The 24,806-nt window shown below is 60.3% G+C and carries 19 protein-coding genes and 3 pseudogenes; 10 read left to right on the top strand and 12 right to left on the bottom strand.

Going from position 1 to position 24,806, the window contains the following annotated elements:
- The first annotated feature begins 21 nt into the window (after positions 1–21).
- From JOE66_RS12730 to JOE66_RS12705, 6 genes are all read left to right on the top strand, one after another.
- Positions 22–1,512 (top strand): sugar ABC transporter ATP-binding protein, encoded by a 1,491-nt coding sequence (locus JOE66_RS12730; RefSeq protein ID WP_205109981.1) that lies wholly within the window; start codon positions 22–24, stop codon positions 1,510–1,512.
- Positions 1,512–2,564, top strand: coding sequence for an ABC transporter permease (locus JOE66_RS12725; protein ID WP_205109979.1), 1,053 nt, complete (start codon positions 1,512–1,514; stop codon positions 2,562–2,564). The genes JOE66_RS12730 and JOE66_RS12725 overlap by 1 nt, the downstream gene beginning before the upstream one ends.
- Positions 2,561–3,409: a sugar phosphate isomerase/epimerase family protein gene (locus JOE66_RS12720; protein WP_205109977.1), complete on the top strand. Its 849-nt coding sequence runs from the start codon at positions 2,561–2,563 to the stop codon at positions 3,407–3,409. Before JOE66_RS12725 ends, JOE66_RS12720 begins: the two co-directional genes overlap by 4 nt.
- Entirely contained in the window at positions 3,406–4,260 is an 855-nt protein-coding gene (locus JOE66_RS12715) for a sugar phosphate isomerase/epimerase family protein (RefSeq protein WP_205109975.1), read from the top strand. The genes JOE66_RS12720 and JOE66_RS12715 overlap by 4 nt, the downstream gene beginning before the upstream one ends.
- A 5-nt stretch (positions 4,261–4,265) precedes the next feature.
- The gene (locus JOE66_RS12710; protein ID WP_307827299.1) at positions 4,266–5,306 is read left to right on the top strand and encodes an alcohol dehydrogenase catalytic domain-containing protein; all 1,041 of its coding nucleotides are present in this window, start codon (positions 4,266–4,268) and stop codon (positions 5,304–5,306) included.
- An 81-nt stretch (positions 5,307–5,387) separates the two neighbouring features.
- Positions 5,388–6,500, top strand: a complete 1,113-nt coding sequence (locus JOE66_RS12705) for a Gfo/Idh/MocA family protein (protein ID WP_205109970.1) — start codon at positions 5,388–5,390, stop codon at positions 6,498–6,500.
- A 150-nt stretch (positions 6,501–6,650) separates the two neighbouring features.
- Here the strand turns inward: JOE66_RS12705 and istB are convergent.
- The 6 genes and pseudogenes from istB to JOE66_RS17305 form a co-directional block, all read right to left on the bottom strand.
- Positions 6,651–7,166, bottom strand: a pseudogene (gene istB / locus JOE66_RS12700) (IS21-like element helper ATPase IstB); the annotation flags it as partial.
- 137 nt (positions 7,167–7,303) lie between these two features.
- A complete protein-coding gene (locus JOE66_RS12695) occupies positions 7,304–8,044 on the bottom strand; it encodes an ATP-binding protein (RefSeq protein WP_205109968.1) in 741 nt (246 codons plus the stop codon).
- The gene (gene istA / locus JOE66_RS12690; protein ID WP_205109966.1) at positions 8,041–9,612 is read right to left on the bottom strand and encodes an IS21 family transposase; all 1,572 of its coding nucleotides are present in this window, start codon (positions 9,610–9,612) and stop codon (positions 8,041–8,043) included. The genes JOE66_RS12695 and istA overlap by 4 nt, the downstream gene beginning before the upstream one ends.
- A 349-nt stretch (positions 9,613–9,961) precedes the next feature.
- A pseudogene (locus JOE66_RS12685) lies at positions 9,962–10,435 on the bottom strand (IS3 family transposase); the annotation flags it as partial.
- 106 nt (positions 10,436–10,541) lie between these two features.
- A complete protein-coding gene (gene ltrA / locus JOE66_RS12680) occupies positions 10,542–12,005 on the bottom strand; it encodes a group II intron reverse transcriptase/maturase (RefSeq protein WP_239518302.1) in 1,464 nt (487 codons plus the stop codon).
- A 568-nt stretch (positions 12,006–12,573) separates the two neighbouring features.
- Positions 12,574–13,262: pseudogene (locus tag JOE66_RS17305) on the bottom strand (IS3 family transposase); the annotation flags it as partial.
- Between the two features lie 339 nt (positions 13,263–13,601).
- Here JOE66_RS17305 and JOE66_RS12665 point away from each other — a divergent pair.
- Positions 13,602–14,663 (top strand): IS110 family RNA-guided transposase, encoded by a 1,062-nt coding sequence (locus JOE66_RS12665; protein WP_205109960.1) that lies wholly within the window; start codon positions 13,602–13,604, stop codon positions 14,661–14,663.
- A 732-nt stretch (positions 14,664–15,395) separates the two neighbouring features.
- Here the strand turns inward: JOE66_RS12665 and JOE66_RS17830 are convergent.
- From JOE66_RS17830 to JOE66_RS12655, 3 genes are read right to left on the bottom strand one after another with little or no spacing between them, the layout of a single operon-like run.
- Complete coding sequence (locus tag JOE66_RS17830; protein ID WP_386259629.1) at positions 15,396–15,797, bottom strand: ubiquitination-like system serine protease family protein; 402 nt, start codon at positions 15,795–15,797, stop codon at positions 15,396–15,398.
- Positions 15,794–16,954, bottom strand: coding sequence for a ThiF family adenylyltransferase (locus JOE66_RS12660; protein ID WP_307827190.1), 1,161 nt, complete (start codon positions 16,952–16,954; stop codon positions 15,794–15,796). Before JOE66_RS12660 ends, JOE66_RS17830 begins: the two co-directional genes overlap by 4 nt.
- Positions 16,929–17,186 (bottom strand): multiubiquitin domain-containing protein, encoded by a 258-nt coding sequence (locus tag JOE66_RS12655; RefSeq protein WP_205109957.1) that lies wholly within the window; start codon positions 17,184–17,186, stop codon positions 16,929–16,931. Before JOE66_RS12655 ends, JOE66_RS12660 begins: the two co-directional genes overlap by 26 nt.
- 97 nt (positions 17,187–17,283) lie before the next feature.
- Here JOE66_RS12655 and JOE66_RS12650 point away from each other — a divergent pair, with 97 nt between their 5' ends.
- The 3 genes from JOE66_RS12650 to panD all read left to right on the top strand — a co-directional run bounded on the left by JOE66_RS12650 (position 17,284) and on the right by panD (position 19,193).
- Positions 17,284–17,868 (top strand): helix-turn-helix domain-containing protein, encoded by a 585-nt coding sequence (locus JOE66_RS12650; RefSeq protein WP_307827189.1) that lies wholly within the window; start codon positions 17,284–17,286, stop codon positions 17,866–17,868.
- Entirely contained in the window at positions 17,865–18,413 is a 549-nt protein-coding gene (locus JOE66_RS12645; RefSeq protein ID WP_205109955.1) for an ImmA/IrrE family metallo-endopeptidase, read from the top strand. Before JOE66_RS12650 ends, JOE66_RS12645 begins: the two co-directional genes overlap by 4 nt.
- Before the next feature lie 363 nt (positions 18,414–18,776).
- The gene (panD, locus tag JOE66_RS12640) at positions 18,777–19,193 is read left to right on the top strand and encodes an aspartate 1-decarboxylase (protein WP_205109954.1); all 417 of its coding nucleotides are present in this window, start codon (positions 18,777–18,779) and stop codon (positions 19,191–19,193) included.
- 824 nt (positions 19,194–20,017) lie between these two features.
- Here the strand turns inward: panD and JOE66_RS12635 are convergent.
- Genes JOE66_RS12635 through JOE66_RS12625 form a run of 3 tightly spaced genes read right to left on the bottom strand, consistent with a single transcriptional unit; the run spans position 20,018 to position 24,775 of the window.
- On the bottom strand, positions 20,018–21,835 hold the full coding sequence (locus tag JOE66_RS12635) for an acyl-CoA dehydrogenase family protein (protein WP_205109953.1): 1,818 nt from the start codon (positions 21,833–21,835) through the stop codon (positions 20,018–20,020).
- Positions 21,835–22,758: an MBL fold metallo-hydrolase gene (locus JOE66_RS12630; protein ID WP_205109951.1), complete on the bottom strand. Its 924-nt coding sequence runs from the start codon at positions 22,756–22,758 to the stop codon at positions 21,835–21,837. The genes JOE66_RS12635 and JOE66_RS12630 overlap by 1 nt, the downstream gene beginning before the upstream one ends.
- A gap of 25 nt (positions 22,759–22,783) precedes the next feature.
- The gene (locus tag JOE66_RS12625; RefSeq protein ID WP_205109949.1) at positions 22,784–24,775 is read right to left on the bottom strand and encodes an oxidoreductase; all 1,992 of its coding nucleotides are present in this window, start codon (positions 24,773–24,775) and stop codon (positions 22,784–22,786) included.
- Between the last annotated feature and the right edge of the window lie 31 nt (positions 24,776–24,806).

The following is a 24,806-nucleotide window of genomic DNA, read 5'->3' as shown; positions in this document are numbered from 1 at the left end:
TCGAGCGTCGAATTGGTCACGATGCTTGAAGTGACAAAGGGGTACGCCGGCGTCCAGGCGCTGAGGGATGCCTCGTTTCACTTGCGGACCGGCGAAGTGATGGCACTCGTGGGGGAAAATGGTGCCGGGAAATCCACACTGATGAAGATCCTTTTGGGTCTGGTTCAGCGGGATCGGGGCCGCATCGAGATCATGGGTAACCCCGTCGAGTTCGCTGCACCGGTTGAAGCCCTCAACAGCGGAATCGCTATGATCCATCAGGAGATCAGTCTTGTGGAGGGCTTAAGCGTCGCGGAGAACGTTTGGCTCGGTCGGGAGAACGATTTCGCGCACCTAGGTTTCGTTGGTCACCGTTCTCGTGTTCGTGCCACCCGCGCACTGCTTACTCGGCTGGGGTTTGACATAGACCCGGAGGCGCTCGTTGGGAGCCTGAGCATTGCCCAGATGCAGCTTGTTGAGATCGCACGAGCTGTCTCATATGAGTCTCAGGTCATCGTCATGGATGAACCGACTTCAGCTCTCACTCCGAGCGAGATCAGTCTGTTGTACCGAACCATCCGTTCCCTCGCCGCCGAAGGAATCGGTATCGTCTACATTTCACACAAGTTGGATGAAATTTTCGACCTTGCCGATCGCATCACTGTGATGCGTGATGGCGTGACCATCGGACTGTACGAGAGTTCGGCGATCTCTCCGAAGCAGCTTGTCTCGTTGATTGCTGGGAAGGAATTGGCGGTCGCTGAGCGCAAGCGCGTTCACCACGAATTCGGCGGTGAGGCCATACGGGTAGAGGGTCTAAGCGGTGATGCGTTCACTGACGTGACCTTCGCGCTTCGTAGGGGAGAGGTTCTGGGCTTTTGTGGACTCATGGGAGCGGGACGAACTGAAATAGTCCGTGCGATCTACGGTCTTGATCCTGTGCGAGCAGGGTCGATTTATCTAGACGGAGCCCCAATAACTGTGGGTTCACCTCGACGTGCCGTGCGCTTGGGCATTGGTCTGATCACCGAGGATCGGTTGCGGTCAGGCTCAATTTTTCCGTACTCAGTCATGAAGAATTCAACTCTTGCCTCCATCGATAAGTTCAAACGTGGGTTCACAATCAGCCGCAAAAACGAGATCGTGGCATACAGATCGGTAGCCGACGCGCTCGGGATCAAGGCCGGATCGCCACGTTCGCTCATCGGCGAATTGAGTGGAGGCAACCAACAAAAGGTGCTCATCTCGCGTTGGCTACATCGCGAACCGAAAGTCCTCATCCTCGATGAGCCAACGCGCGGCATTGACGTTGGTGCGAAGGCGGAGATCTACGCGTTGATTGATCGGCTCGCGAGTCGTGGGGTGGCCGTGATCATTGTCTCTTCAGAGATTCCTGAACTCTTCGCGATCTGTGACCGCATCGCCGTCATCCGCCAGGGCTACATCGTCGCAGAACACCCTGCGGCAGAAACGACAGCTGAAGAGCTTCTTTCGGAAGCGTTCGGCGTACAACCAACCCAGGAGCCCATCTGATGTCTCTCACGCAAAAGACTTCGCCACTTTCTGGTGAAGCGATCGCGACTCGTCTGCTTGACAACATGGTCGTCCTGATCTTCTTGGCGCTTGCCTTAGCGCTGGCCATGGTTTCGCCTCTCTTCCTCACGCCTGACAACGTTCTCAACGTCATCCGCCAGGTTTCTGTGATCATCATCATCAGTGTCGGATTCACACTCGTCTTGGGTAGCGGCGAAATCGACCTGTCGGTCGGGGCAGTGATGGGTCTTACTGGCGTGTTTATGGCACAAATGATGGTGGCCGGTGTTCCGAGCTTTCTCGCCGTTATTCTCGGTCTGGGAATCGGGGTGCTTCTCGGGTTTGTCAACGCAGCCCTCATCACCGTGTTCAACCTCAACCCCTTGATCACGACACTGGCCACGGCAGGTGTTTTCCGTGGGTTCATTTACATAGTTACGAACACCAAGCCGGTGAGTGGCCTGCCCGCCAACTTCATCTTCATCGGTCAAGGTAGCGTCCTCGGGATTCCAATCCCGATTCTCATCATGATCGTGTCCGTCATCGCGATATTCATCCTGATCAACAGGACCGTCTTTGGACGACGGGCCATAGCGATCGGTGGTGGCCGGAATGCCGCCATCGTCTCCGGCGTTAGTTTGCCCCGAATCCGATTCGCCGTATACGGGGTGATGGGTTTGATGGCAGCTCTCGCAGGAGCCGTACAGACCGCTCGGTCAGCTTCGGCCCAGGTCGGGGCCGGCGATGGTATCGAATTGGACGCCATTGCCGCGGTCGTCATCGGCGGCACCGCGTTGTGGGGAGGAAATGCGCGAATAATCGGAACAGTTTTCGGTTGTCTCATCGTTGGGATGGTGGCGAACGGGCTCAATCTGCTGGCGATCAATGCGAATTGGCAGGTTGTCGCCAAAGGAGCGCTGATCCTTCTTGCCATTGTGATCGATTCGGTTTCCACTCAGCTGGTTCAACAACTCCGAAGGCGTAGTCGGCTGCGGACAGAGCGCCTACAAGCTGTGGAGAGTCCCGCGACGACTGAGGGAGTGCTCCAATGAAAATTGGCCTTCAGATGTATTCGGTCCGCAACCACATGGCGGAATCCCCGCTTGAAACCACACGTTCGGTCATCGAGATGGGTTACAAGAACCTCGAGTTCGCTAACCTCACCATGGCTGACCCTGGAGTTGGCTTTGCGGTAGACCCGGGCGAACTCCGAGACCTCGTGGAAACTCTCGGCGCTACGACAGTCAGCACCCATGTATGGCCACTAGACCAGACCAATATCGATGACGTGATCGTCTTTCACCGAGAACTTGGCACGCAATACATCGTGTCCAAATTCTTGCCCGCCACCCTAGATGAAGCTCTCGACTCGGTCCCCAACTTGCGCATGGTTGGCGAGAGGCTCGCAAACGAAGGGATTGGACACTTGATTCACAACGGAGTGCTTCGCACCTCAGCAGGCAGAAAAGATCTCGATCTTGTCCTAGAGCAAGTCGACCCCGACCTGCTGGGTGTGGAGCTCGACACATATTGGGCATTGCGAAGCGGACTTGATCCGGTAGAGGCGGTCAACCGGTACGGGGAAAGAATTCGGATACTGCACCAAAAGGACATTCCGGAACACATTCAGCAGCCCGTGGACCTTGACGCCGCGTATCCAAGCGACCAGGCCGTCTCGGTGGAATCCCTTTACCTCAACCCGAAATATGTCGCTGAAGACAACTTCGTCGAGCTTGGTCGCGGTTCGATGCCGTTGCAAAACATCATCAACATGGCCTCAGTGAACTCTGAATCAGAATACATATTCGTCGAACAGGACTACTCCGAGCTCGACGAATTAGAAAGCGTGAGATTGAGCTTGACGACACTCTTAGCTCAGAGCGGATTGTCACAATGACACTACGCGTCGGAATTCAGATGTACTCCGTTCGTGACGAATTGGCAGCCGACCCGATAGCCACGATCAGGGCGGTCATCGCGATGGGTTACCAGAACCTCGAATTTGCCAACTTGACGACCACCGATCCCGGGGTCGGCTTCGCCGCGGACCCCTCGGAATTACGCGAAGTGATTGAGGCCGATGGTGGCACGGTTCTAAGCACCCATCTTCAGCAGATTGACCCAGAACGAATTGATGATGTCATCGCATTTCATCGCGAACTCGGCACGAAGTACCTGGTTTCGAAACTGCTTTATCGAAATCTCGACGATATCGACGATATCGCCCGGAATATCAATCGGTTGGGGGAGAAGATGGCAGATGTCGGCATCCAACAGCTCGTGCACACGTCGCTCTTCAGGAGCCACGGTGATCGAACTGATCTAGACGAACTGTTGACTCGCCTTGCGCCGGAGTATCGGAATCTCGAGCTCGACACCTATTGGGTACATCGAAGCGGGCTCGATGTCGTGCAAATCATCGAGCGGTACGGCGAGTGGATTCGAGTACTGCACCAGAAGGATCTGCCTTTCAGTATCCGACAGCCCGTCAACATTATTGCTGCCCTGCCTGCCGATGCACCCCTGGTTTCCGAAACGTATTACCAAGATGAACGCTATGTTTCTCCAGACAATTTCACAGAAATTGGTGCAGGAATATTACCGCTTCAACAAACCATCGATGCAGCGATCGAGCACACCGACGCGAACTACATTTTGGTCGAACAGGATTGGTCGAGTCAAAGCGGTCTGAAAAGCGTAGAACAGAGCATCGCAGCACTACTCCGTACTAATGGGGTGACGCTGTGAATACGATGCAGGCACTCGTGCAAATGCGGCCAGAGCACGACAGCACGACCTTGGCCGATGTGCCAGTACCAAAACCCGGGCGCGGACAAGTCTTGATCGCCCCCCGTGCCGTAGGAGTTTGCGGCTCCGACCTTCACACGTGGCGGGGTACCGTCAGCTGGCAGTTGGCTACCCCAGTAATCCTGGGACACGAAATGGCGGGCGAAATCGTTGACATAGGCGCGGAGTGCGGTCCTTGGCGGGTCGGCGACCGTGTGGTGTGTGAAACCAACGGTTCAGTGTGTGGAAAGTGTCGAATGTGCCGCACTGGAAGTCCTCAGCATTGTCCAGATCTGAAGGTTTTCGGGGCGCATACCGATGGATTCTTCGCCGCCAGGTGCATCGCAAGTATTGAAACCCTGCACTCCATACCCACCGAGTTGGATTTCGTTACCGCGTCGATGACCGAGCCAGTGGCAGTCGCCTACGCCGGCGTCATCAGCAGAGGCCATCTCGAATTGGGTGAACACGTTGTCGTCGTCGGAGCAGGTGCCATCGGCATTTTCGCTGCGCAAATCGCTCGGGCAGCAGGGGCCGCAAGCGTCACTCTCATCGGAGTCGATCGTGACGTGCCCAAAGCCCCCTTGATAGCTTCTCTGGGGCTCGGCGAACTAGTGGTATCCGGCCGCGACAACGTAGTTGAGGCAGTGAAGGGTCAAACCAGACAACTCGGCGCAGATCTGGTGATCGATGCCGCTGGCGTAAGTGCCGCCATGCAGACCGCACTCGATGTCGTCGCAGTCGGCGGAAGAATCGTGAAAATAGGGTGGGGACCAAACCCATTCGGCTACAGCCTCGATCCCGTCGTGGCAAAGGTCGTCTCAATAGTCGGATCACGCGGCCACGGATGGCTCGATTGGGAACGAGTACTCACTCTGCTGAGTTCACGCACAATCGACGTTGATTCATGCATCAGTGCAAAGTATGAGATCGGTGAATGGGAGACCGCGTTCAGGGACATGGAATCGGGCCGGAATGTGAAATCAGTCGTGCTCTTTCATGACTGAATCCCGCAAGCCCGTGCAGAGAACCGGAAACAACACAACCTCTTCGACAATTAAGCACCAATACTCGACGGTGCTCCCAGAATGACGCAGCTGTCGATTGATGTGGACGTTTCGACGGTGGTGGTTGGTCAGGTTCGGGCCGCGATCATTGGTACGGGGTTCATGGGCCAGGTACACGCGCGCTCCATCCGGGTGGCTGGAGGTGTTCCGGCGGTGGTGCTCGGTTCGAGCGCGAGTAAGGGTCACGATGCCGCGAGTGATTTGCGAATTCCCCGGGTCGCGACGACTATCGATGAGGCAATGGACGGTGTTGATGTCGTGCACATCTGCACGCCCAACGACACTCATTTCGCGTACGCACACTTGGCCCTGAGCCGTGGTCTGCACGTGGTGTGCGAGAAGCCCTTGGCGATCACTGTGTCTGAGGCTGAGATCCTCGCCGATCTCGCTGAGCAACACGATCGGGTGGCGACCGTTCCTTTCGTGTACCGGTTCCACCCGATGGTTCGGGAGGCACGCGCGCGTGTGATGCGTGGTGACGTGGGCCGCATCAGCCTGATCAGTGGGTCGTACCTGCAGGACTGGCTATCGGATCCAGCCTCGGACAATTGGCGAGTTCACGGCAAGACCGGTGGCCAGTCGCGGGCATTCGCAGATATCGGATCGCATCTGGTTGATGTGATCGAATTCGTTTCCGGCGACCGGATCAGCCGTTTGAGTGCACTGACACGCACGACGTATCCCCAACGGGGTGGTCGTGATGTGGAGACGGAAGACCTCGCCAGCGTATTGTTCGAGACGCGTCGCGGCGCTGTTGGCACGCTTGTCGTTTCCCAGGTATCTCCTGGCCGGAAGAACGCGCTCGAGATCGAGATAGCCGGATCTCGAGAGACCCTGCGATTCTCGCAGGAGAACCCGGAGTCGTTGTGGATCGGGCGAGCAAAGGGGTCGGAGATCCTTCAACGCGATCCCATATCGCTTGACGGTGATGCGCGTCGCCTCAGCGTCGCACCCGCAGGGCACCCGCTCGGCTATCTCGATGCTTTCGCAGCATTTGTCGGGGACACCTACGAGGCCATCCGCGGCACCGTGCCCGCAGGCCTGCCCACGTTCGTGGACGGCCTGCGGGCGGCCCGCGTCGTGTACGCCGTTGTTGAATCCCAAGCCCGTGGAACCTGGGTCGACGTACCATGAGACAGGAGCTGCAATCTCGGCTATGATCGCCCGTCAGCGGCGAACTCGTACCCTGTTCGCGGAGTGACATGGGCAACCGAGTTCAGTGTGTCGGCGCTCTTTGAGTTGTGGGCGTTTGCGCTCTTGCAGTTTTGAGCAGTTTTGTTTTGTCTAGTGTGCCGTGTTCTCTGGTCGTGCTGAAGGGAGCGTGTCGATTCCGGTGTTTTTGAGTCGGTAGCTGGCGCCTTTGAGGGTGATTACTTCGGCGTGGTGCACGATCCGGTCGATCATCGCGGCAGCGACGACGTGGTCACCGAAGACCTCGCCCCAGCCCGCGAAGGGCAGGTTGCTGGTGAGGATCAGTGAGGCGTGTTCGTAGCGGGATGATACGAGTTGGAAGAACAGGTTCGCGGCGTCTTGCTCGAACGGGATGTAGCCGACCTCGTCCACGATGATCAGCCCGCACCGGCGGAGCCGGGCGAGCTCGGCGGGGAGCCGGCCCTGCTGGTGCGCCGCCTGGAGTCGGGTGACCCAGTCCGTCGCGGTTGCGAACAGCACCCGGTGCCCGCCTTGCGCAGCCCGGATACCGAGTCCGATTGCGAGGTGGGTTTTGCCGGTTCCGGGCGGGCCGAGGAGGACGACGTTCTCGGCCTGGCTGAGGTAGTCTCCGTGGGATAGGTGAGCGAGGGTGCCTGGTTTCATGAGTATTTGACCCCTTGAGCGCCATCGGTTATTGCGGTTGAGCGCCACTGATTATTGCGTCTCAGCGCCGCTGGGTATTGCCGGTGAGCGCCAGTGGTTCAGCTCGCGCTCACCGGCGTGGGTCACGCCGCGGTGTCCGCGGTGTGTTCGCGCATGTTGGTGCCGCCGGTCTCGATCCAGATCGTGCGGTGCACGATGCGGTCCATGATCGCGTCGGCGTGAACGCCGCCGCCTAGGCGTTGAGGCCAGTCCTTCTTGGCGTACTGGGTGCAGAACACGGTCGAGGTGGTGTCGTAGCGGCGCTCAAGGAGCATGCTGCGGGTGTTGTCGTCCGGCTGGTCGAGCAGCCATTCATCGATCACGAGGAGGGTGAACGCCGCATATTTCCGGAGGAACTTCTCTTTGCCGCCGGGCTTGTCGCGGCCCGCAGCCCAGGCTTCTTCGAGGTCGGGCATGCGGATGTAGTGCGCTCGATACCGGTGTTGGCAGGCTTGCTTCGCCAGTGCCGATCCGAGGTAGGACTTTCCGGAGCCGGTGAATCCTTGGAACACGACGTTCTGCCGCCTCTCGATGAAGGTGCAGGTGCCCAGCTGGGCGATGATCCCGCGGTCCAGGCCGCGTTGCTCGACGAGGTCGAGCTTGCGGAGGTCGGCGTTCGGGTAACGCAGCCCGGCCCGGCGAATCAGGCCTTCGACTTTCGCGTGGGTGAACGTCGCGTGCGCGTCATCGACAACGAGTTTGATCCGTTCCTCGAAAGGCATCCCGAGGGTGAGGGTGTCGTCTTTCGTCTCTAGGGCGTCGACGAGTGAGGTGACTCCCATCTCTCGGAGCTTGCGTTTGCTCTCCCCATCGATACGCGTCATCGTTTCTCTCCTGCGTAGTAGTCGGCGCCTCGGACGTAGCCGGTCGGCTCTTCAGGCGTCTCGGTGACGGGCTCGAACCTCGGCCGTCTTGTGCCGGGATTGTCTTGTTCGGTCTCCAGGATCGGACGCAGATGCGCATACCGGGGCGACCGGACCCGGGAGGCCAGTGCGATCTGGCAGGCCGCCTCGACCCTCGCGGCCGAGTAGCGGCGGGTCAGTCGCAGTACTGCCAGTGCCGCGTCCAGGCCCTGCTCATCGACGGGAACGGATTCGAAGATGCGATTCACGACGGTCACCGTGTTCTCGCCGATGCGGCCAGCCCATTCTCGGACCCGGGCCGAGTCCCACTGTCGATAACGGGGCCCGCCCGGCAAATCAGCGTCATGGGTGCGGTACTCGTTGGTCACGCCTGCTGGCGCCAGCAGGTGACTGGTTAGCCGCTCGCTATCGCCGAACACCTCGATCAGGCTCTCGGTCACGCGCAAATCGACCGCGCGGCCGATATGGGCGTAGGGCACGGAGTAGAAGTTCTTCCCCCACACCACGTGCCCGTTCTTCTGCACCCGGCGCCCATACGCCCACCGGCTGATCTCGAACGCGACCCCCGGCAGCGGCCGAAGTAGCGGCCGTTCCTCGGCGTCGAACACGCTCAGGCGTGAGCCCTGACGTTTCTGGAACGGTTCACGGTTATACGCTTCGATCCGCTCATAGACCGCGGCGCGCAACTGGGCCAAGGTGCCGAACTGGCGGTGACGAAGCCCGGCGATCACCCACGTCGCGACGTGACCGACGGTGTTTTCCACGCTCGCTTTGTCTTTCGGTTTCCGAACCCTGCCCGGCAGCACCGCCGCCGAGTAGTGCGCGGCCAACTCCCGATAGGCATCGTTGAGGACCACTTCGCCCTCTGCGGGATGCTTGATCACGCCGGTCTTGAGGTTGTTCGGCACGACCCGAGGCACGCTCCCGCCGAACCAGTCGAACATCGCCACATGCGCGCGCAGCCAGGTGCCCTGCAGCATATCCAGTGTTGGTTCCACGAACGCGTATCTGGAGAACGGCAAGCACCCGACGAACAAGAACACCCGTGTCGATGCGTCGGTCATCGGGTCGGTGAGCTGCATCGTGGGACCGGACCAGTCGACCTCGACCGTCTGTCCCGCCTTATGACCCACCCGGGACGCGGCGCCGATGACGAGGACCTGCTGCTGGTAGTTCTTGCAAAACCGGTCGTATCCCATCGCCGTCTCGGCTGCCGCACGGCACCGATCGACGTACTCGCCATGCAACAGCTTCAGCGTCACGCCGACCCGGGCGAGCTCACGATGCACGTGAGCCCAGTCGGGCTGCGTATGTACGCTCTCATGCGCACCCCGGTCGGGGAACAACCGCGCATACACCGCGGCGTCGTCCAGGGCGGCGACGTCGTCCCAGGTCACCTTTTCCCGATCCGCGGCCTCGAGCACCGCCGCCACGCTATGCCGGGACAATCCCTGCGCGGCGATCTGCCGCCCCGAAAGCCCTTCGCTGCGCAGCCTGAGCACCAGCTTCGCTTTGATCTTCCGTACCATCTGTGATTACTCCTTCTGCCGCGTGATAGAGCACACGGCAGAAGGAGCCTACGAACAGTGGCGCTCAACCCGAATATTCAGTGGCGCTGAAAGCCGCGACCCCGAGAACGAGCAAGTGGCGTTCAACCGCAATACTGGTGGCGCTCAGGAACGCAAATACTCAGTTTCACGGAGGTCTGGTGATCGAACGCGAAGTCATCGATCGTTTTCCGTGCCGGGAACCCGGCCGCACGGATCCGGAGTTCAGCGCCCGACGCGTCTCGGGCGGCGACTTCACGATCGGGACTGCTGAAGGTTGAGTTGATTCTGACGTGCCCTACAGTTTGGTTACCCGTTGCGGTGTGAGAATTCAGGCGGATATTGATGTTTGGTTGAAGCGTAGCTCGTGCTCGATGGGTGTAACGTATCCGAGCTTTGAGTGCCGTCGTTGGCGGTTGTAGAAGATCTCGATGTACTCGAAAATCGCGTTGGCCAAGTCGACTCTCGTACGCCACTTCTTCCGGTTGAGCAGCTCGATCTGCATGCTGGACCAAAACGATTCCATCATCGAGTTGTCGTAGCAATCGCCGATCGTCCCGAACGAAGGCATCAGCCCCGAGGCGCGAATCTTATTTGTGAAAGCCCACGACGTGAATTGCACGCCGTGGTCCGCGTGAACGATGCCTCCCGCGCCTGGCTGCCTGTTCTTGATGGCCATGTCGAGGGCGTTGACGACAAGGTTCGTGTCCTGAGCGTTGTCGATCGACCAGCCAACGATCTTCCTGGAGAAGGTGTCCATCACCGCGCGGCAGTAGATTTTGCCTTCTCTCGTTGGATGCTCGGTGTAGGGTCGGCCAGCAGCGCCCTGCCCGCGTTGCTGCGGGTGGGTTTCTGCTGGCCGCCCTCCGAACCGGACGTGCTCATTCCTGAGCATCCGGCTCTCCACATGCTCATGCCGCGGCGTTCGTCCATGGTGTGGGGATGCGGGTTCCTCGATACCGGTAGCGGGTCACGGGGACCTGCCAGGCTCGGAAGAACTCGATTCCTTCGGCGCGAATCTCCCAGCCGGGAAGAAATCGCCTCACCAGGGTGTGCATGTTCAGTTTCGGGTGTCGTTTGCGTAGCCAGCCCACGATCCGCCAAAAGGCGAAGTGATCGAGGTAGCTGAAGACGCGTTTGACGACGCCGTGCTGAAAGTAGTTACACCAGCCCCGCAGCACCGGGTTTAACCGGCGGAGCAGGTCAGCGAGCGTTCGATGCGATGCCCGCCGGGTCAACAAACGCACCTTTGCCGTGATCGAGGTCAGAGACTTCGTCGACGGGTAGGTATAGATCGCTGTTTTCCCGGCATGACCCCTGATCCGGCGGCGCTGGATGTGCCACCCGAGGAAATCAAACCCTTCGTCTATGTGCGTGACTGTCGTTTTCTCCACCGACAGGCGTAAGCCCGCCGGTTGGAGTACTACGGCAACCTCGTCCCACAGCGCCTCCGTATCAGCTCGTGTTCCGCGGACAAGAACGATGAAGTCATCCGCGTAGCGGATCAGTTTCATCGTCGCGCCCCCGGCGCGCTGGTGCTTCGTGCGCGACCATTGCGGTCCGAGCGATTCCCATTTGTGTTGGAAGTGCTCGTCCACAACGGACAGGGCGATGTTGGCCAGCAGTGGCGACAGAATCCCGCCCTGCGGGGTGCCGGTGAATGTATCCCTGTTGACGCCGTCCTCGGAAAGGACGCCAGCTCTCAGGAATCCGCGAACCAGCCGCAGGACACGCCTATCGGCGATTCTCGACCGCACTCGCTCCATCAGAGCGGTGTGATCGATTTCGTCGAAACACGCTGTGATATCCGCTTCGAAGACCTGCACGTAACCCCGTGAGGCATAGAAATGGATCTCAGCGATCGCGTCCTGCGCGCGCCTCCGAGGCCGAAAACCATACGATGATGGCATAAAATCGGCCTCGAAGATCGGCTCTAACACCAGCTTCAAAGAAGCCTGAACGATCCGGTCAGTCATCGTCGGTATCCCCAGCGTCCGGACCTTGCCGTTCGCTTTCGGTATCGATTTCTGTTTGACCCGTTCTGGGGCGAACTCGCCGCTCTTCACGCTCTCACGCAACTCAGCGAGCATGCCCCGCACGTCTTCCGGTGCGATAGATCGTGGCACGATCCCATCGACCCCGGCCGTGCGGCCTCCCTTATTTCCCTGCACCCGGTTCCACGCGGCAACGAGGAAACCCGGGTCATAAACCAGGTTGAACAAATCATCGAAGCGACGGGCAGGATCGTCCGTCGCCCAACGGTGCAGCTTCGTTTGCAGTGCAAGTACTCGCGCCCACGCCTCGGTGACGTCAGGCCACGAAACACCGGTATTCATCAGTGTGTCTCCTTCCCTGTTTTCTGTCGCTGCGATCATGCTGAACCCCTTCGCCATGCGGTCGGCTTTCCCGACCTCGGACTACTACGGGTTCTCCGCCCCACCCCGGCCCGATCAACAGGCCATGTGTCCAGCCGGATCGCGTATCGCTGGCAGCGGCAAGCGACCGGCGAAGCCGGAGTGGTTCCCACGTTCGCTCTTGAACCATTCGACGGGATCGGCACCCAGTTATGCCCCAGCATCATCGCCACGGCTACGCCGCAGGCTTTCACCGTGGCCTCCCGATCGGCGACATCACCCGATCCAAGAGTTCCCCGCCCAGCCGAGGCTGCACGGGTGCGCGATGCGACCCAACCCAAATCCGCCAGGTTTCGAGTTGGTGGGCTGAATTGAGGGGCTTTCGGCCACTGGTTCCTATACGTATGCCTCTCCGTCTCGCTAGCCGAGCCCGCACCATCTGGCAGTGCTGATACGACTCGTCGTTGTCAAGGACTGCTCCACCAGCCATGCCCAAGCCGACACAGCCGATCGTCCTTCAGCTATTTACGCCTGCTGCGACAGGCGCGAAGCGGTGTCCTTTCACCACCGCAAGGTTCAAGAACGCCTCGTGGCGCTCGATGTCCGCGACCCACAGCTCGTTCGGTGACAAGCGATGAAACTTGCGGTGCACGAGATCGTCGGCGGTCGCGACGCCATGGAGCCGTTTCACCTTCGCGGGCCCCGGTAATCCAAGGATCTGAGCGTTAGACATCAGCACGGCGACGAGGCGTTCGCTGACCTGGATGTGCATGCCTAGCGTCAGCTCGGCGTGCACGCGCCGGGAGCCGTACGTTTGCCGTGATGCCGTGTGGACCTCACGGATCAGCCCGGTGAGCCCCTGCCGGCGCATCTGAGTCGGGGACAACGGACGGTGCCGATATCGGTAGTAGCCAGGGCTACTGACGCCGAGAAGTCGGCAACAGACTTTGGCCCGGTAGCCGGCCGCGACGAGCGCGTCGATCACCGGGTGAATCCTTTTGGGTGCGGCCGATCCTCCCCGAGGAATTTCGCTGCTGCCTTCAGGATTTCGATCTCAGTTTCGAGTTGACGGATCCGTTTCTTCGCTTTGGCCAGCTCGATGCTTTCCGGGGTGGTGACGCCGAGCCGCTCGCCTCGATCGATCTGATCCTGGCTCACCCACTTATGGATCGCTGCGGCGCTGACGCCGAGCTCGTTCGCGGCGGTCGTGACGGGTTTGCCGGCTCGGACGAGCGCGACAGCGCGCATTCTGAACTCGACAGGGAATGGTCGTGGCATGGACGAAGCCTCTCAGAGAAGGCCCGATCCTCACACCATTTCAGGTAACCAAACCATGGGGCACGTCACCGAGTCAACCAAACAGTGAAGATGGTTGTGGGTGCTCTGGCGGAGTTTGACTTACAACCAAACCGACGCCTTGACATTACGACGAGGTTGTCCTGTGAAGGACTCGTCGACTTCACCGGAGCACTCTTCGTCAGAGTTTGGAAGGCCGAACCGGGCGGGGATGTGACTTCATAGGACCCTGTCTGTCAAACCATCGTGCCCCGTCACTGTTGTGTCCGCCCGGTCCGGTTCGGTCATCCAGCACCATCGCGTGAAGGAGACCATCCCAGAATGACTGCCACACTCCCTGCCCCGCAACCCACGATCATCGTTGGAGTCGACGCGCACAAGGACACACACCATGCTGTCGTACTCGATTCCACCGGCATCAGGCTGGCTGACCGGAAATTTTCTACCACTGAGCTTGGGTACCGCGAGCTCCTGAGCTGGTCAACCCGTTTCGGCCTTGTCGACAGGATCGGTGTTGAGTCCACTGGCACGTACGCCGCCGGCCTCACCCGGTCACTCCGCACCGCCGGAATCGACGTGATGGAAGTGAACACGCCCCACCCTCACACCCGCTCACGCAAGGGTAAAGACGACGCGATCGATGCGGAAGCTGCCGCAAGAAAAGTGCTCGCTGGCGAAGCAGTAGCGATACCCAAGGACACAACGGGCACCGTCGAGTCAATCCGACTCCTTACCGTTGCAAAATCATCCGCAGTCAAAGCGCGAACCGCGTGCCTAGTGCAACTCCAAGACGTCCTCGTGACAGCACCCAGCGACCTTCGGGAACGTATTACCGCCGCGACGGGCAGGGGCAAGGCCACTCAATGCGCTGCCCTACGACCAGACCGTTCAAACCTCGATGACCCATACCAGGCGGCAAAATTCACGCTCCGGTGTTTGGCCCGGCGTGTAATAGAGCTCGAGCATGAAATCGGTGAGATTGATTGCGCGCTCGAAGAGCTCGTCACCCGAACCGCTCCGACGCTGCTTTCACGCCAGGGCATCGGGGTCAGCCATGCTGCACAGTTCTTGGTCACCGCAGGCCAGAACGCTTCACGACTCGGCAGCGAGGCAGCATTCGCACGACTCTGCGGCGTCGCACCTGTCCCAGTGTCTTCGGGCAAGACCAGCCGGATGAGACTTCACCGCGGGGGCGACCGACAAGCGAACCGTGCACTGCATCTCATCGTCGTACTCCGACTCCGCTACGACGCCAGAACCATCACCTACATGGAGCGCCGCCGAGCGGAGGGACTATCCAAGAAAGACGTCATGCGATGCCTGAAACGCTTCGTCGCCAGAGAGATCTTCAACGACTTAAAAACCGACCTCACCGCCACTTGACATCTATAGGACCGTCCCTCAGCAGTCCCGTCTTGATCTACGTCCGCAGAAGGTCCTAGATAGCGAGCTCCGAGCGCAGAGGGAGCGTGCCGAGGAACGCCTTCGACGCGAATACATGGGTGACTAGCCCTATGCAACTCGGTGCCCGTTCGGTGGGCTTAATGATGAATCTGCGAACGATGGATCGAGGGACGGCATTGGTTGGCGAGCCAAACGTTTGTTACTTCGGTAACGGGGATTAGCTTGGAGTCTGTTCAGACACATGTAATGGGTATCTGCTTCGGGTACGTGAGCCTTGCGGTTGCTTTGTCGGCGCGGAAGAACCGGGCCGCCCCAGAGTCATGGCACACCCCGAATAGTTCGAATGAGGCGTACCCGCTGCTGATCGAGAAGTGGAGACACCATCTCAGTGCTGTGGAGCGGATCGCAGCAAGCCACCCCGCCCCCGAGATGAGTGAGGAAGCCTCGGAGATGGACCCCGAGTAACACTACGCGGGGCGGGCCGAGCAGCAGCGGCCAGCCCCTCACCCGCTCCGGTTGGCGGGTTTGTCTGGCCTGTGCGAACGCACCCGCACGCAAAGCGGAATGAATCAATGACGAGAGCCCGCTCGAGACAACGGCGATGGCCTACCCAAGGCCGCCGCACGCCGCACTCGTCACCTGGTAGCGTAGCCGCGCCTGTCTACGGGCAGTGTTCCTCGCGCGCAAACCTAAGGCGAGGGTGCGATTCGGTCAGCCCACTCGGCGCCAGAGTCGCGTCCACCAGTTCGGCCGCATTGGCAAAGGTGTTGTTTGTGCTCGGTAATTGGTGAGCGCGCGGCGGTCGGTCGCCTGCGCCTTCACTGCGTTCGCGGCGTCCAACGGGTCTTGCCAGTCAACTTCACCTCGGGTTATGAAGTAATGGGAGTTGCACGGAAGGCCTGTCGCGCCAACTGACGGTTTGAGTGACACCTCGCCGTCGAAGATGACCCGCCACCGGGCCGGAGACAACTTCGTTACCACTTCGCGCCCGCAGCCACTCGGACAGATATGCCCTGCGGTCGAGTAGTCCGTGGAAACGTAAAGTACGCCTGGCTCCATTGGCGTTGGGAACGACTCCACGAAGTTTGCAATGTAGTGATCAATCTCGGTCATTCAAGGTCGCCGTTTCGAATCTCGTTCGAGAAGAGCTTGTAGATGGTGAGGTTCGAAGCTGCGTGGGTTGCATGGAATCCGAGGTACCGTTTCCACCGAATGACGGCGAGAATCGCGTTTAGGGCGTTCAGTTCCGCTAGCTGGATGTTGCTGCTGTAGTCGTCTTCGCCTGGCGGAATGGCCGGAGCGGTCGGCAGGGGCGAGTCCTCCCCGGGTAGGTAGGCCGAGACCTTCGCTATGCCGGTGAGACCGTGCTCGCCTTCTCTGAAACTCATGCCGACATCGATGAATGGCACACCGCGGTCGCGAAGCCACCGCATGATCGCGGGTCGAGCCTCCGCGTCGGCGGCCGCTAGAAACACGAATGTTGCTCCTTCTAGAAGATGCAGGTTCCCCTCTGCGAGGGCGACGGGGTGCGCGGTAATGCCGGTGTGCATGCGTCCGTACTCGGCGGCAAAGTACTCGGCCTTATTTGGCTGAGCGGCCAAGACCTCGATGGCCACGGCACCAGGGGCGCGGTAGGCGTTGTGAGTTTCTAATCTATCGCCGTCGATGAGGATGATCCGGTCGACCCAGGTCTTGGCGGCTTGATCGAGGATGTAGCTGCCCGTGCCGCCGACGCCGACGATCGCGATGGTGTGGCCCCTAAAGAGGTTGTTGAGCGTAATCAGTCCGGCACGGGTTGTGTTCGTGTCAGGGTAAACGAGCGGGAGGTCATCCGGCACGACCTGGTAGGAACCGTCCGTGATGTCGGCGACGGTTGGGTCGATCTGCCAGGCGGGGTTCCGCAGGATGTGTGCGTACTGCCGGATCTTGTCATGCAAACCTGCATAGGCGCCGCTCGGCGGCTTGAAGGACATCATGAACTCGGCGCGTTCCCCTACACCAAAATCATGTGGGTCCAGGGTCGCAAGTGGTCCGCCGTTTTCGTCGCGAGGCTCCTCGCCGTCGAACCAGATCCGGTGGTCGGTCGCGTCGGTGAGTACGCCTTCGAGAATGGTCACCGGCAGTACCAGCTGGCCGTCACGGCGTAGCCCAGACGGCGCCAGGTACGGGAGGCGGCGGATGATGAGGTGCCCACTTCGGAGCACCAGGTCGTAACCGTCAGCGACGAGCCGGGCGATCGAACTGTCAGGACCGGTTGGCAGGTTCGACATCGAAGACCATCCCGTCCTTCACTTCGACGTTCTTGCCCGGACGCAGAGCGTGGTCGGCGCCGTGTCCGCGACTGTACTCGACAGTCGTACCGGCCGAATCGTAAGGCTGCCCCGGGAAAGCGAGCTCGACGACCTGCTCGAATGTGATCTTCTTCTCGGACCAATGCTGCGCCCGAGTGTTGACGATTATCGTCGCTGTCTTGGTTTTCTCTCCAAGGGCTTCAACGGTCATGGTGTTGCCTCTCTGTGGGAAGTGCACGATCCGATTGAAGGTGCGCTGTGGTGATTACTGTATCAGCAAAGCGTCACTGGCGATCGGGTGATTTGACGTGTCGTGTCACTCGTGCTTCATTTGGGCGTTATTCTCGAAACATGCAACGGATCCCTTATTCGTCAGCGACGTCACCGAGGACGGCGTGACCGGCTCCTCAGACGCCTCGGGCGCAGAACAGATCGACCTCGCCCAGTTGGGCACCATACTGCGAGAGCGACGCGGAACTTTGTCCCTCCGACAGGCAGCCGCTGAGGTGGGTGTCAGCTTCAGCACGCTTACGCGCGTGGAAGCAGGAGCCCAGCCCGACTTGACGTCCTTCACTCTCATATGCGGCTGGCTGGGGGTATCTCCCGCCCAGTTCTTCATGCCAATTGCAGAGCGTCGGGTCACGCCTATGGACGAGGTCATCGCCCATCTCTCCGCCGATCCTCGTCTCGAAGCTGACGCAGCGTCAAAAATCGCCAGCGTACTGAAGAACATGTATGACGTCCTCGCCAAAGCCCCCACACAACGACCCGTGGTTGCATGCCACCTGCGAGCTGCGTCTGCTCTTCGCCCTGGGGTCCCGCACCGCCTGAACTCGATGCTGGGTGCAATGCACGACAAGCTGGCTGAGCGTGTCGCGGCCGGGGAGCTGTGACTCTCAGGCGCGGGTTCAAGGCAGAAGCTGAAAGGGAAGCAGCCCGCGTTCGCAAAGAACTCGATCTAGCCCCACATGATCGCCTCGACCCACGGCAGCTTGCAAAACACCTGAGTATTGCTGTGGTCGACGCTTCCGATCTTGTGGACATCGCAGACCTCGAAGAACTCGAGCGCCTCCAGGCCTTCGCGTTCTCCGCTGCTACCTTCGAGATCGAGGATCGGTCGATCATCGTCGTCAATCCATTGAGGATGATCGGCCGCCAAAACAGCGACATCGCCCACGAACTGGCCCATGTAATGCTCAAGCACGTCCTTTCCGAGATCCGTGAGATTGACGGCATGCCATTCCGCACCTGCAAACCGGAAGAAGAAGAGGAAGCGACTGCTTTTGGAGGGGCCCTCCTCCTCCCGCGTCCGCTCCTGCTGAGCGCGGCACGTCGTCAGGCAACCGTGGACGAGATATCGCAGCAGTACGAGGTGACCACCGAAATGGCGCGTTTTCGGTACAACTCAACCGGAGTAGCAAAGCAGCTTGGCCGATAGCGCACTCAACAGTCGTAGCTGCGACCCTGCGGGTCGCATGAGGGGGGCGTGAGAATCGTAGTTTCGATGGCGTCTGCGACGGGTACCGGACAAGCTTGTTGACATAATCGCGGGTATCGGGCTGTCCCCTGCCTGGCCAAATCGCGCTGATAACGGACCATACGTCAAGAGCGACTAACAGGTGAGCTCGCGAAAGGTTGGCTGGTTGCAACTCGCTCCATCAAGTCGCAATGGGGCCGGGCTTTCCTGTCCCGAATTTCACGGAGACAATGGGTCCGCCTAGAACTGGTGTGTAATCGCGCGGGGCTTGACCATCCGTCAGTGGGTGCCGGATCTCGATCGACTCTGAGCTACGATCAACGTGTGATTCGCACCATGCTCAAATCGAAAATCCACCGGGCGACGGTCTCCCACTCAGATCTGAACTACGTCGGCTCGCTCACAGTCGACTCTGCGCTTCTCACTGCAGCAGACATTCTTCCCGGTGAAATGGTTTCCGTCGTTGACATCAACAACGGCAGTCGATTCGAGACCTATGTAATCGAGGGTGAAAGCGGCAGCGGTGTCATCGGCGTAAACGGTGCAGCCGCGCGACTGGTTCACCAAGGAGACCTGATCATCATTATCACGTACGCAGCGATGGCCGACGCCGAAGCGCGCTCGTACCTTCCCCGTATCGTGCACGTGGACGTGGCCAATCAGGTTGTAAAGATCGGTCATGACACGTCAGAAGCAACGACCGAAGGCCTCTCCAAACCTCCCTACGCAGTGAAACGCTGAGCAGCCGCCGCTCCTCGGTCCCTTACGCACACTGAGGCCAACGATAGAACACCGTGCAAGATGACATGCGCTCATTTCCGAATGACTCATCCGACTGGATTTTTGATAGGCGCGTGACGAAGGAGCAGGCCGACCTGGCCGCGACGCCCCATATCGCCGCTGATATTTACTATTACGTCTTATCAGAACTGTTATTGCTGATGCAAGCCCTCCTCCCGGAGCCGGTCATACGTGGTTGGCTACGGGCGCCGTCCGCAATAGTAACTCTGATCAGGTATCTCGTGGCGCTAAGTCTCGCTTGGACAAAACGTGTTAGGACGCACACAGTCTGCCGCTAGTTCACGCTTCATAGGCATCTGCCGCGCAGTCGGAGCAGGCTCAGGAGCTGGTGGCCAATTGCAACCGCCTCATGCGAGTCGCGGCTGACTCCGGGGTTGACTTTGTGCTCGACGCCGACGCTAACTGGCGTCACGTGAAGTTCGGTGATCAGACGGAGGAGGTCGGCTCGTGGCGGCGATCTTCGGCTGGAGCGGGGAGCGTGCACTGCGGGCGACAACTTCGCGGGCTGATTCGGGGGCCGCCCGGGCGTCCACCGTCGGCATCCTCGGCGGAGAGCGGCCGACATACTTTCTCGTAATGCGCAGGTGCCTCCGGACACAACATCGACGACCACCGCCCAGAACCTTGTCGCTGTTTTCGCGGACGCGTCGTGGCAGGTTCGCATACTCCTCACTACTATGAAGGCGCCACCAATGATTTGATTTCATCAATACTTGATACTCTGTCAAGATAGTGAGTGCGCTCGCCGGGGGCCCGGCTCTGACTTACAACGACCAGCCATCGACATCGCGGCAGAGTTTCTCGCGATTCTCTACGACGTTCAGCCAGGCGTTGACTTTGGGCAACTCGTAGGTGAAGAAGTAGTTCGTGGCTGCTAGGCGTCCCGCGGACTCGGAATGTGACGATGATCTCGCCGCGATTGCCAGGTCTAGATGAATCCATGCGATAACTACGTGCCCGAATCCTTGCAAGAACGGGGTCGCGTTCGCTAGGGCATCGCGTGGGTCTCCGGATTCCCAGGCGTGATTGGCCGCCCGCACGACGCTTTCCCATGCAGATGCGAGGGCGTCGGATTCGTTCTCGAAATCGGCTTCATTTCCCGCAAGAACGGTTCGCGCGATCTTCGCGCCGAGCTCCGCGAGCGATTGCCCGCCGTTCTGTCTCACCTTCCGGCCGAGGAGATCCATGGCTTGCACGCCATGTGTCCCTTCGTGAATCATGTTCAGCCGCTGGTCGCGCCAGTATTGTTCGACGGGGAAGTCGCGGGTGTATCCGACGCCTCCCATGACCTGAATCGCGAGGCTGTTGCCTTCGAGGCACCATTCACTGGGCCAGCTCTTGAGCACGGGTGTCAAGATGTCGAGAAGGGCACCGGCGCTACTGGCTGCTTCGGCACTACCCGTCTGTTGATCGTCGAGCAATTTCGCCACGTACAGCGAAAGCGCGATTCCGCCCTCGGCATACGACTTCTGGGCGAGGAGCATCCTCTTGACATCGGCATGCTCGATGATCGGGACCTGTTCCGCCGATGTAACGCCGCGCAGGCGGCCCTGTCGACGCCACTTGGCGTAGTCGAGCGAGACGGCGAATCCGGCGAAGCCGATGGATGCGGCGAGCAGACCGATCTCGGTACGCGCCGCGTTCATCATGTGGAACATCTGGGCGAGGCCCTGGCCCGGTTCACCCACTAGGTAGCCGACCGCACCCCTGGGGTTCTGAGCCGTGCCGCCGAAGCTGAGCGCGGTGTTCGGGATGCCCCGATTGCCCAGCTTGTGGTTGAGGCCGATGAGCCGAACATCGTTGTGTTCGAGCAGTTCGGTGGAGGGCCCGACCATGAATTTCGGAACGATGAACAGCGATAGTGCCGCGGTGTCGGCGCTGACCATGCCATCGGGTTGCGGGATTTTTGCAAGCACGAGGTGCACGATGTTCTCGGTCAGAGTGTGCTCGGCCGCGCTGATCCACATCTTGTCGCCGATGATTCGGTAACGCGGCCCGAGGGGGTCGAGCTCGAACCCTTCGCCGTCTGGGGTCGCTCGAGTCAGGATGTCGGCGAGGGAGGAGCCGGCCTGCGATTCAGACATGGCCATCGTGCCTGACCAGCGCGCTTCGAGCTGAGGAAGCGCGAACACCCTGCGTTGCTCGTCCGACCCGTGTTGCAGAATCAGTGCGGCGTTGCTTTCGGTGAGAAGGATCGGGGCGACGTTCGGGCCTGAGGCCGAAAAGACGACCCGCGCCGCCATATCGACGAGCCGGGGGAGCTGCAGACCGCCGTGCTCGTCGTCGTGGCTTGCGCCCATGATGCCCAGCGAGCGATACGCGTGCCACGCCTGGTGCGTCGATTCGGGCAGCACCACCTCTCCGTCGCCGTCGATGCTCGGTTCTTCGCGGTCGCTGATGCGGTTCGCCGGCTCGAAGACTTCGGCGGCGACCTCAGAGGCGGCGGCGAGCAACTCTCGGCACGTCTCGCCCGAGTGATCGGAAAAACGCTCTCGTTCCAGAAGGGTGTCAAGTGCCAGCCACTCGAACAAAAAGAAATCCAGGGTGGGCAGCAATTTCTGCTGAATGACAGAACCGGCCACTAGATCGATTCCAACCGATAGCCGTCTGCGTCTCGAACGATTCGCCCGGCGCTGGTGCCGGCGAAGTGCGTTCCGAGAATGAGCAAGTCGGTGTCGGCGTTCGCTTCGACGAATTCCTCACGGCGCGCAGCGCTCAAGGGGCGGTCGAAGTCACCGTGCGACTTCCATGCGGGATGCGCGATCTGTGCCGGATGGTGAATGAAGTCTCCGGTGATGAATGCACGCTCTCCAGCCGACTCGATGAGCACGCTGTGATGCCACTTCGTGTGCCCCGGCGTCGAGAAATACCGCACACTCTCGGTGACAGGATGACCGGTGGGCACCAGATCGACGAGCCCTGCATCAATGCACGGCTGAATGGATTCGGCGAAGACCAACTGCGTCTGCTGGTGAATATCGGGGTTGGCGCCCTCGTAGACCACAGCGCCGGCCAGGTCGGTCGAGATCTGAGCACCGTCGGCGATGCCTTTGTGGTAGTCGAATTCGTCTTGAATGTAAACATACCGGGCGTTCGGAAAGGTGGGTACGAATTCGCCGCCCTCCGCCATGGTGTTCCATCCGACGTGGTCGAGGTGCAAGTGCGTCGAGAGAACGAAGTCGACCTTCTCGCGGTCATATCCAGCCTGCCCGAAGCGCTCGAGAAAGGCGGTGTCAAGGTGTGCCCACGCCGGGATGAGAGGGGCCGACTTGCCGTTGCCACAGCAGGTGTCGACGACGATGACACTCGAACCGGTATCGACGATGTAGGAGTGCAGGCTCCACAGGGTCTGACCCTCTGCGTTCGCGTAGTCGGGGTAGAGCCACGAAATGGCTTGAACCGCTTCTGGGGTGGCCTCCTCGATGAGGCCGTCGAGTGTTCCTGCCTCGACCGGCATTTCGATCACCTGCGTGATCTTCACATCACCGACCTGCCAGCTTCGCACGGTAGTTGTCTCTGACGAACGGATGCTAGATTCCACGGCCGGCCATCTCACCTTCGTAGATCGCCTCGTCGACTCGGCGCGGTGCTAGAACGTCGCCGACCACCGACACATCGAACTCGGCCTGGAGTGAGGCGAGCAGTGCCGTTTCGGGGTCTCGCAACATGACCGTCACGATCGAGTCGACAGGGGTGGAGCGCGATGCGCCGTCCCAGATTCGTGTCACGACTGCTCCTTCGGAGTTGACCTCCGCGATGATGTGCTGCGCTGTGACGGTGACGCCTGCTGCATAAAGTCGAGGGTAGAGGTGCCCGATGTCGAGCGTGTACAGAATGTTCTCGCCGGCGAACAGCCCCGCCGTCACGACCTCGACGCTCTTGCCCTGCTTGGCGAGAGTCTCGGCCAGGCCAAGGGCCAGGTAGTCGCCGGTGTCATCGACGATGAGCACCCGGTCACCGCACCGTTCGGGGTAGACGATCGCTTCGATGGGGTCGAGCACGCGCACCTGATCCAGGCCCGGGATGCCCGGCCGCCCTGCCAGCTTGACCGAGTACCCGTCCGTGCGCCACGTCGATCCCGTTGCCAGAACGACGTGGTCGGGCTCGAGCTCGCGCAGCAGGTCGATGGTCGCGTCGACGCCGGTGCGCACATCCACGTTGTACAGCTCGAGCTTGCGCTCCATGTCGTGGATCATGACCGCCCACCGACCGCGAGTCGCCAGACGTGCGGCGTACTTGATCTGGCCGCCGAGGCGGTCCTCTTTTTCGAGCAGAATGACGTTGTGACCACGGGATGCCGCGGTCTCTGCCGCGCGCATGCCGGCTGGCCCGCCCCCGATCACCACGACCTTCTTGGGTTTCTCAGAAAGCTTGAGAGTGCCGAGGCCGAGTGTCTTCTCGCGGCCGGCTGCAGGATTCTGCGTGCATGTCAACGACCAGCCCTTGGCCATGCGGTTGATGCATCCCTGGTTTGCGCCGACGCAGTGACGAATCTCACCTTCACGCCCGGCCAGTGCTTTGTTGACCAAGTGCGGGTCGGCGATGTGGGCGCGGGTCATCGCCACCAGGTCGGCTTTGCCTTCGGCGATGATGTCGGCTGCAACAGACAGCTCGGTGACTCCGTTGGCTGTGAGTACGGGCAGACCCCCGGCCGCTTTCTTGGCGCGGGCCGCGAGTTCTACCAGCGGTGTGCCGGGGATGCTCATGGGGGAAACGACGTGATCGAACGACGATGCGTTGCCCGCACTGATGCTGAGGTAGTCGAAGATTGCCGAGTTGGCGAGAATCTTCACGATGCGCTCGCCTTCGTCGGCGTCGATGCCACCCGGTGCGTACTCGGTCATCGAGAGGCGCACCCCGACAGCGAAGTCAGAACCGCACTGCTCGCGAACGGCGCGGGCACACTCGATCACGATGCGGCAGCGGTTCTGGGTGCTGCCGCCGTATTCATCGGTACGGATGTTCGTCAAGGGAGACAAGAAGCTGCAGAGCAGGTAACCGTGCGCGGCGTGAACCTCGGCCCCGTCGAGGCCGGCCACCTGAGCGTTCCGAGCGGTACGAGCGAACGCAGCGACGAGTTCGGCAATGTCGTCGTGCGTCATTGCACGACCGATTTCGTTGTAGGTCGTCGACGGCAGTCCCGAAGGGCTCCAGAGTGCTCGCCAGCTCTCGAGATGCATGGTGTTGTAGTCTTCGACGCCGAAGTGCGAGAGGTCGACGAACACCTTGGCGCCGTACTTGTGCACTGCTTTCGCGAGTCGTTCGTACACCGGAATGACTTCGGTCTTCCAGCCCTGCGTGGTGCGCGGTGCCAAGCCCGCACTGGTCGGATGCACGGCCTGCGCTTCGGTGAAGATGAGGCCCGCGCCGCCCTTCGCCCGCTCCTCGTAGTAGTCGACGCTCTGCTGCGTCATCAGATTGTGTTCGGCGTACTGCAGGGCGTGCGGAGTGACCACCACTCGGTTCTTGAGTGTTACGGGTCCGACCTGGAGCGGTTCCCAGAGGGGTGCGTACTTGTCCATCATTACCTCCATTGGTAGCGAGTCGGTTCGC

Origin of the sequence: Subtercola frigoramans (genome assembly GCF_016907385.1) — a bacterium.
In the GTDB taxonomy this organism is placed as follows: Bacteria; Actinomycetota; Actinomycetes; order Actinomycetales; family Microbacteriaceae; genus Subtercola; species Subtercola frigoramans.
The sequence above is the reverse complement of the archived record's forward strand: the minus strand, read 5'-3'. Positions and strand labels throughout refer to the sequence as shown.

Bases quoted from the DNA above. Each gene is read 5' to 3' on its own strand.
- JOE66_RS12730 (WP_205109981.1), top strand. From the start codon at position 22: ATGCTTGAAGTGACAAAGGGGTACGCCGGCGTCCAGGCGCTGAGGGAT.
- JOE66_RS12725 (WP_205109979.1), top strand. From the start codon at position 1,512: ATGTCTCTCACGCAAAAGACTTCGCCACTTTCTGGTGAAGCGATCGCG.
- JOE66_RS12720 (WP_205109977.1), top strand. From the start codon at position 2,561: ATGAAAATTGGCCTTCAGATGTATTCGGTCCGCAACCACATGGCGGAA.
- JOE66_RS12715 (WP_205109975.1), top strand. From the start codon at position 3,406: ATGACACTACGCGTCGGAATTCAGATGTACTCCGTTCGTGACGAATTG.
- JOE66_RS12710 (WP_307827299.1), top strand. From the start codon at position 4,266: ATGCAGGCACTCGTGCAAATGCGGCCAGAGCACGACAGCACGACCTTG.
- JOE66_RS12705 (WP_205109970.1), top strand. From the start codon at position 5,388: ATGACGCAGCTGTCGATTGATGTGGACGTTTCGACGGTGGTGGTTGGT.
- JOE66_RS12695 (WP_205109968.1), bottom strand. From the start codon at position 8,044: ATGACGCGTATCGATGGGGAGAGCAAACGCAAGCTCCGAGAGATGGGA.
- istA (WP_205109966.1), bottom strand. From the start codon at position 9,612: ATGGTACGGAAGATCAAAGCGAAGCTGGTGCTCAGGCTGCGCAGCGAA.
- ltrA (WP_239518302.1), bottom strand. From the start codon at position 12,005: ATGATCGCAGCGACAGAAAACAGGGAAGGAGACACACTGATGAATACC.
- JOE66_RS12665 (WP_205109960.1), top strand. From the start codon at position 13,602: ATGACTGCCACACTCCCTGCCCCGCAACCCACGATCATCGTTGGAGTC.
- JOE66_RS17830 (WP_386259629.1), bottom strand. From the start codon at position 15,797: ATGACCGAGATTGATCACTACATTGCAAACTTCGTGGAGTCGTTCCCA.
- JOE66_RS12660 (WP_307827190.1), bottom strand. From the start codon at position 16,954: ATGTCGAACCTGCCAACCGGTCCTGACAGTTCGATCGCCCGGCTCGTC.
- JOE66_RS12655 (WP_205109957.1), bottom strand. From the start codon at position 17,186: ATGACCGTTGAAGCCCTTGGAGAGAAAACCAAGACAGCGACGATAATC.
- JOE66_RS12625 (WP_205109949.1), bottom strand. From the start codon at position 24,775: ATGGACAAGTACGCACCCCTCTGGGAACCGCTCCAGGTCGGACCCGTA.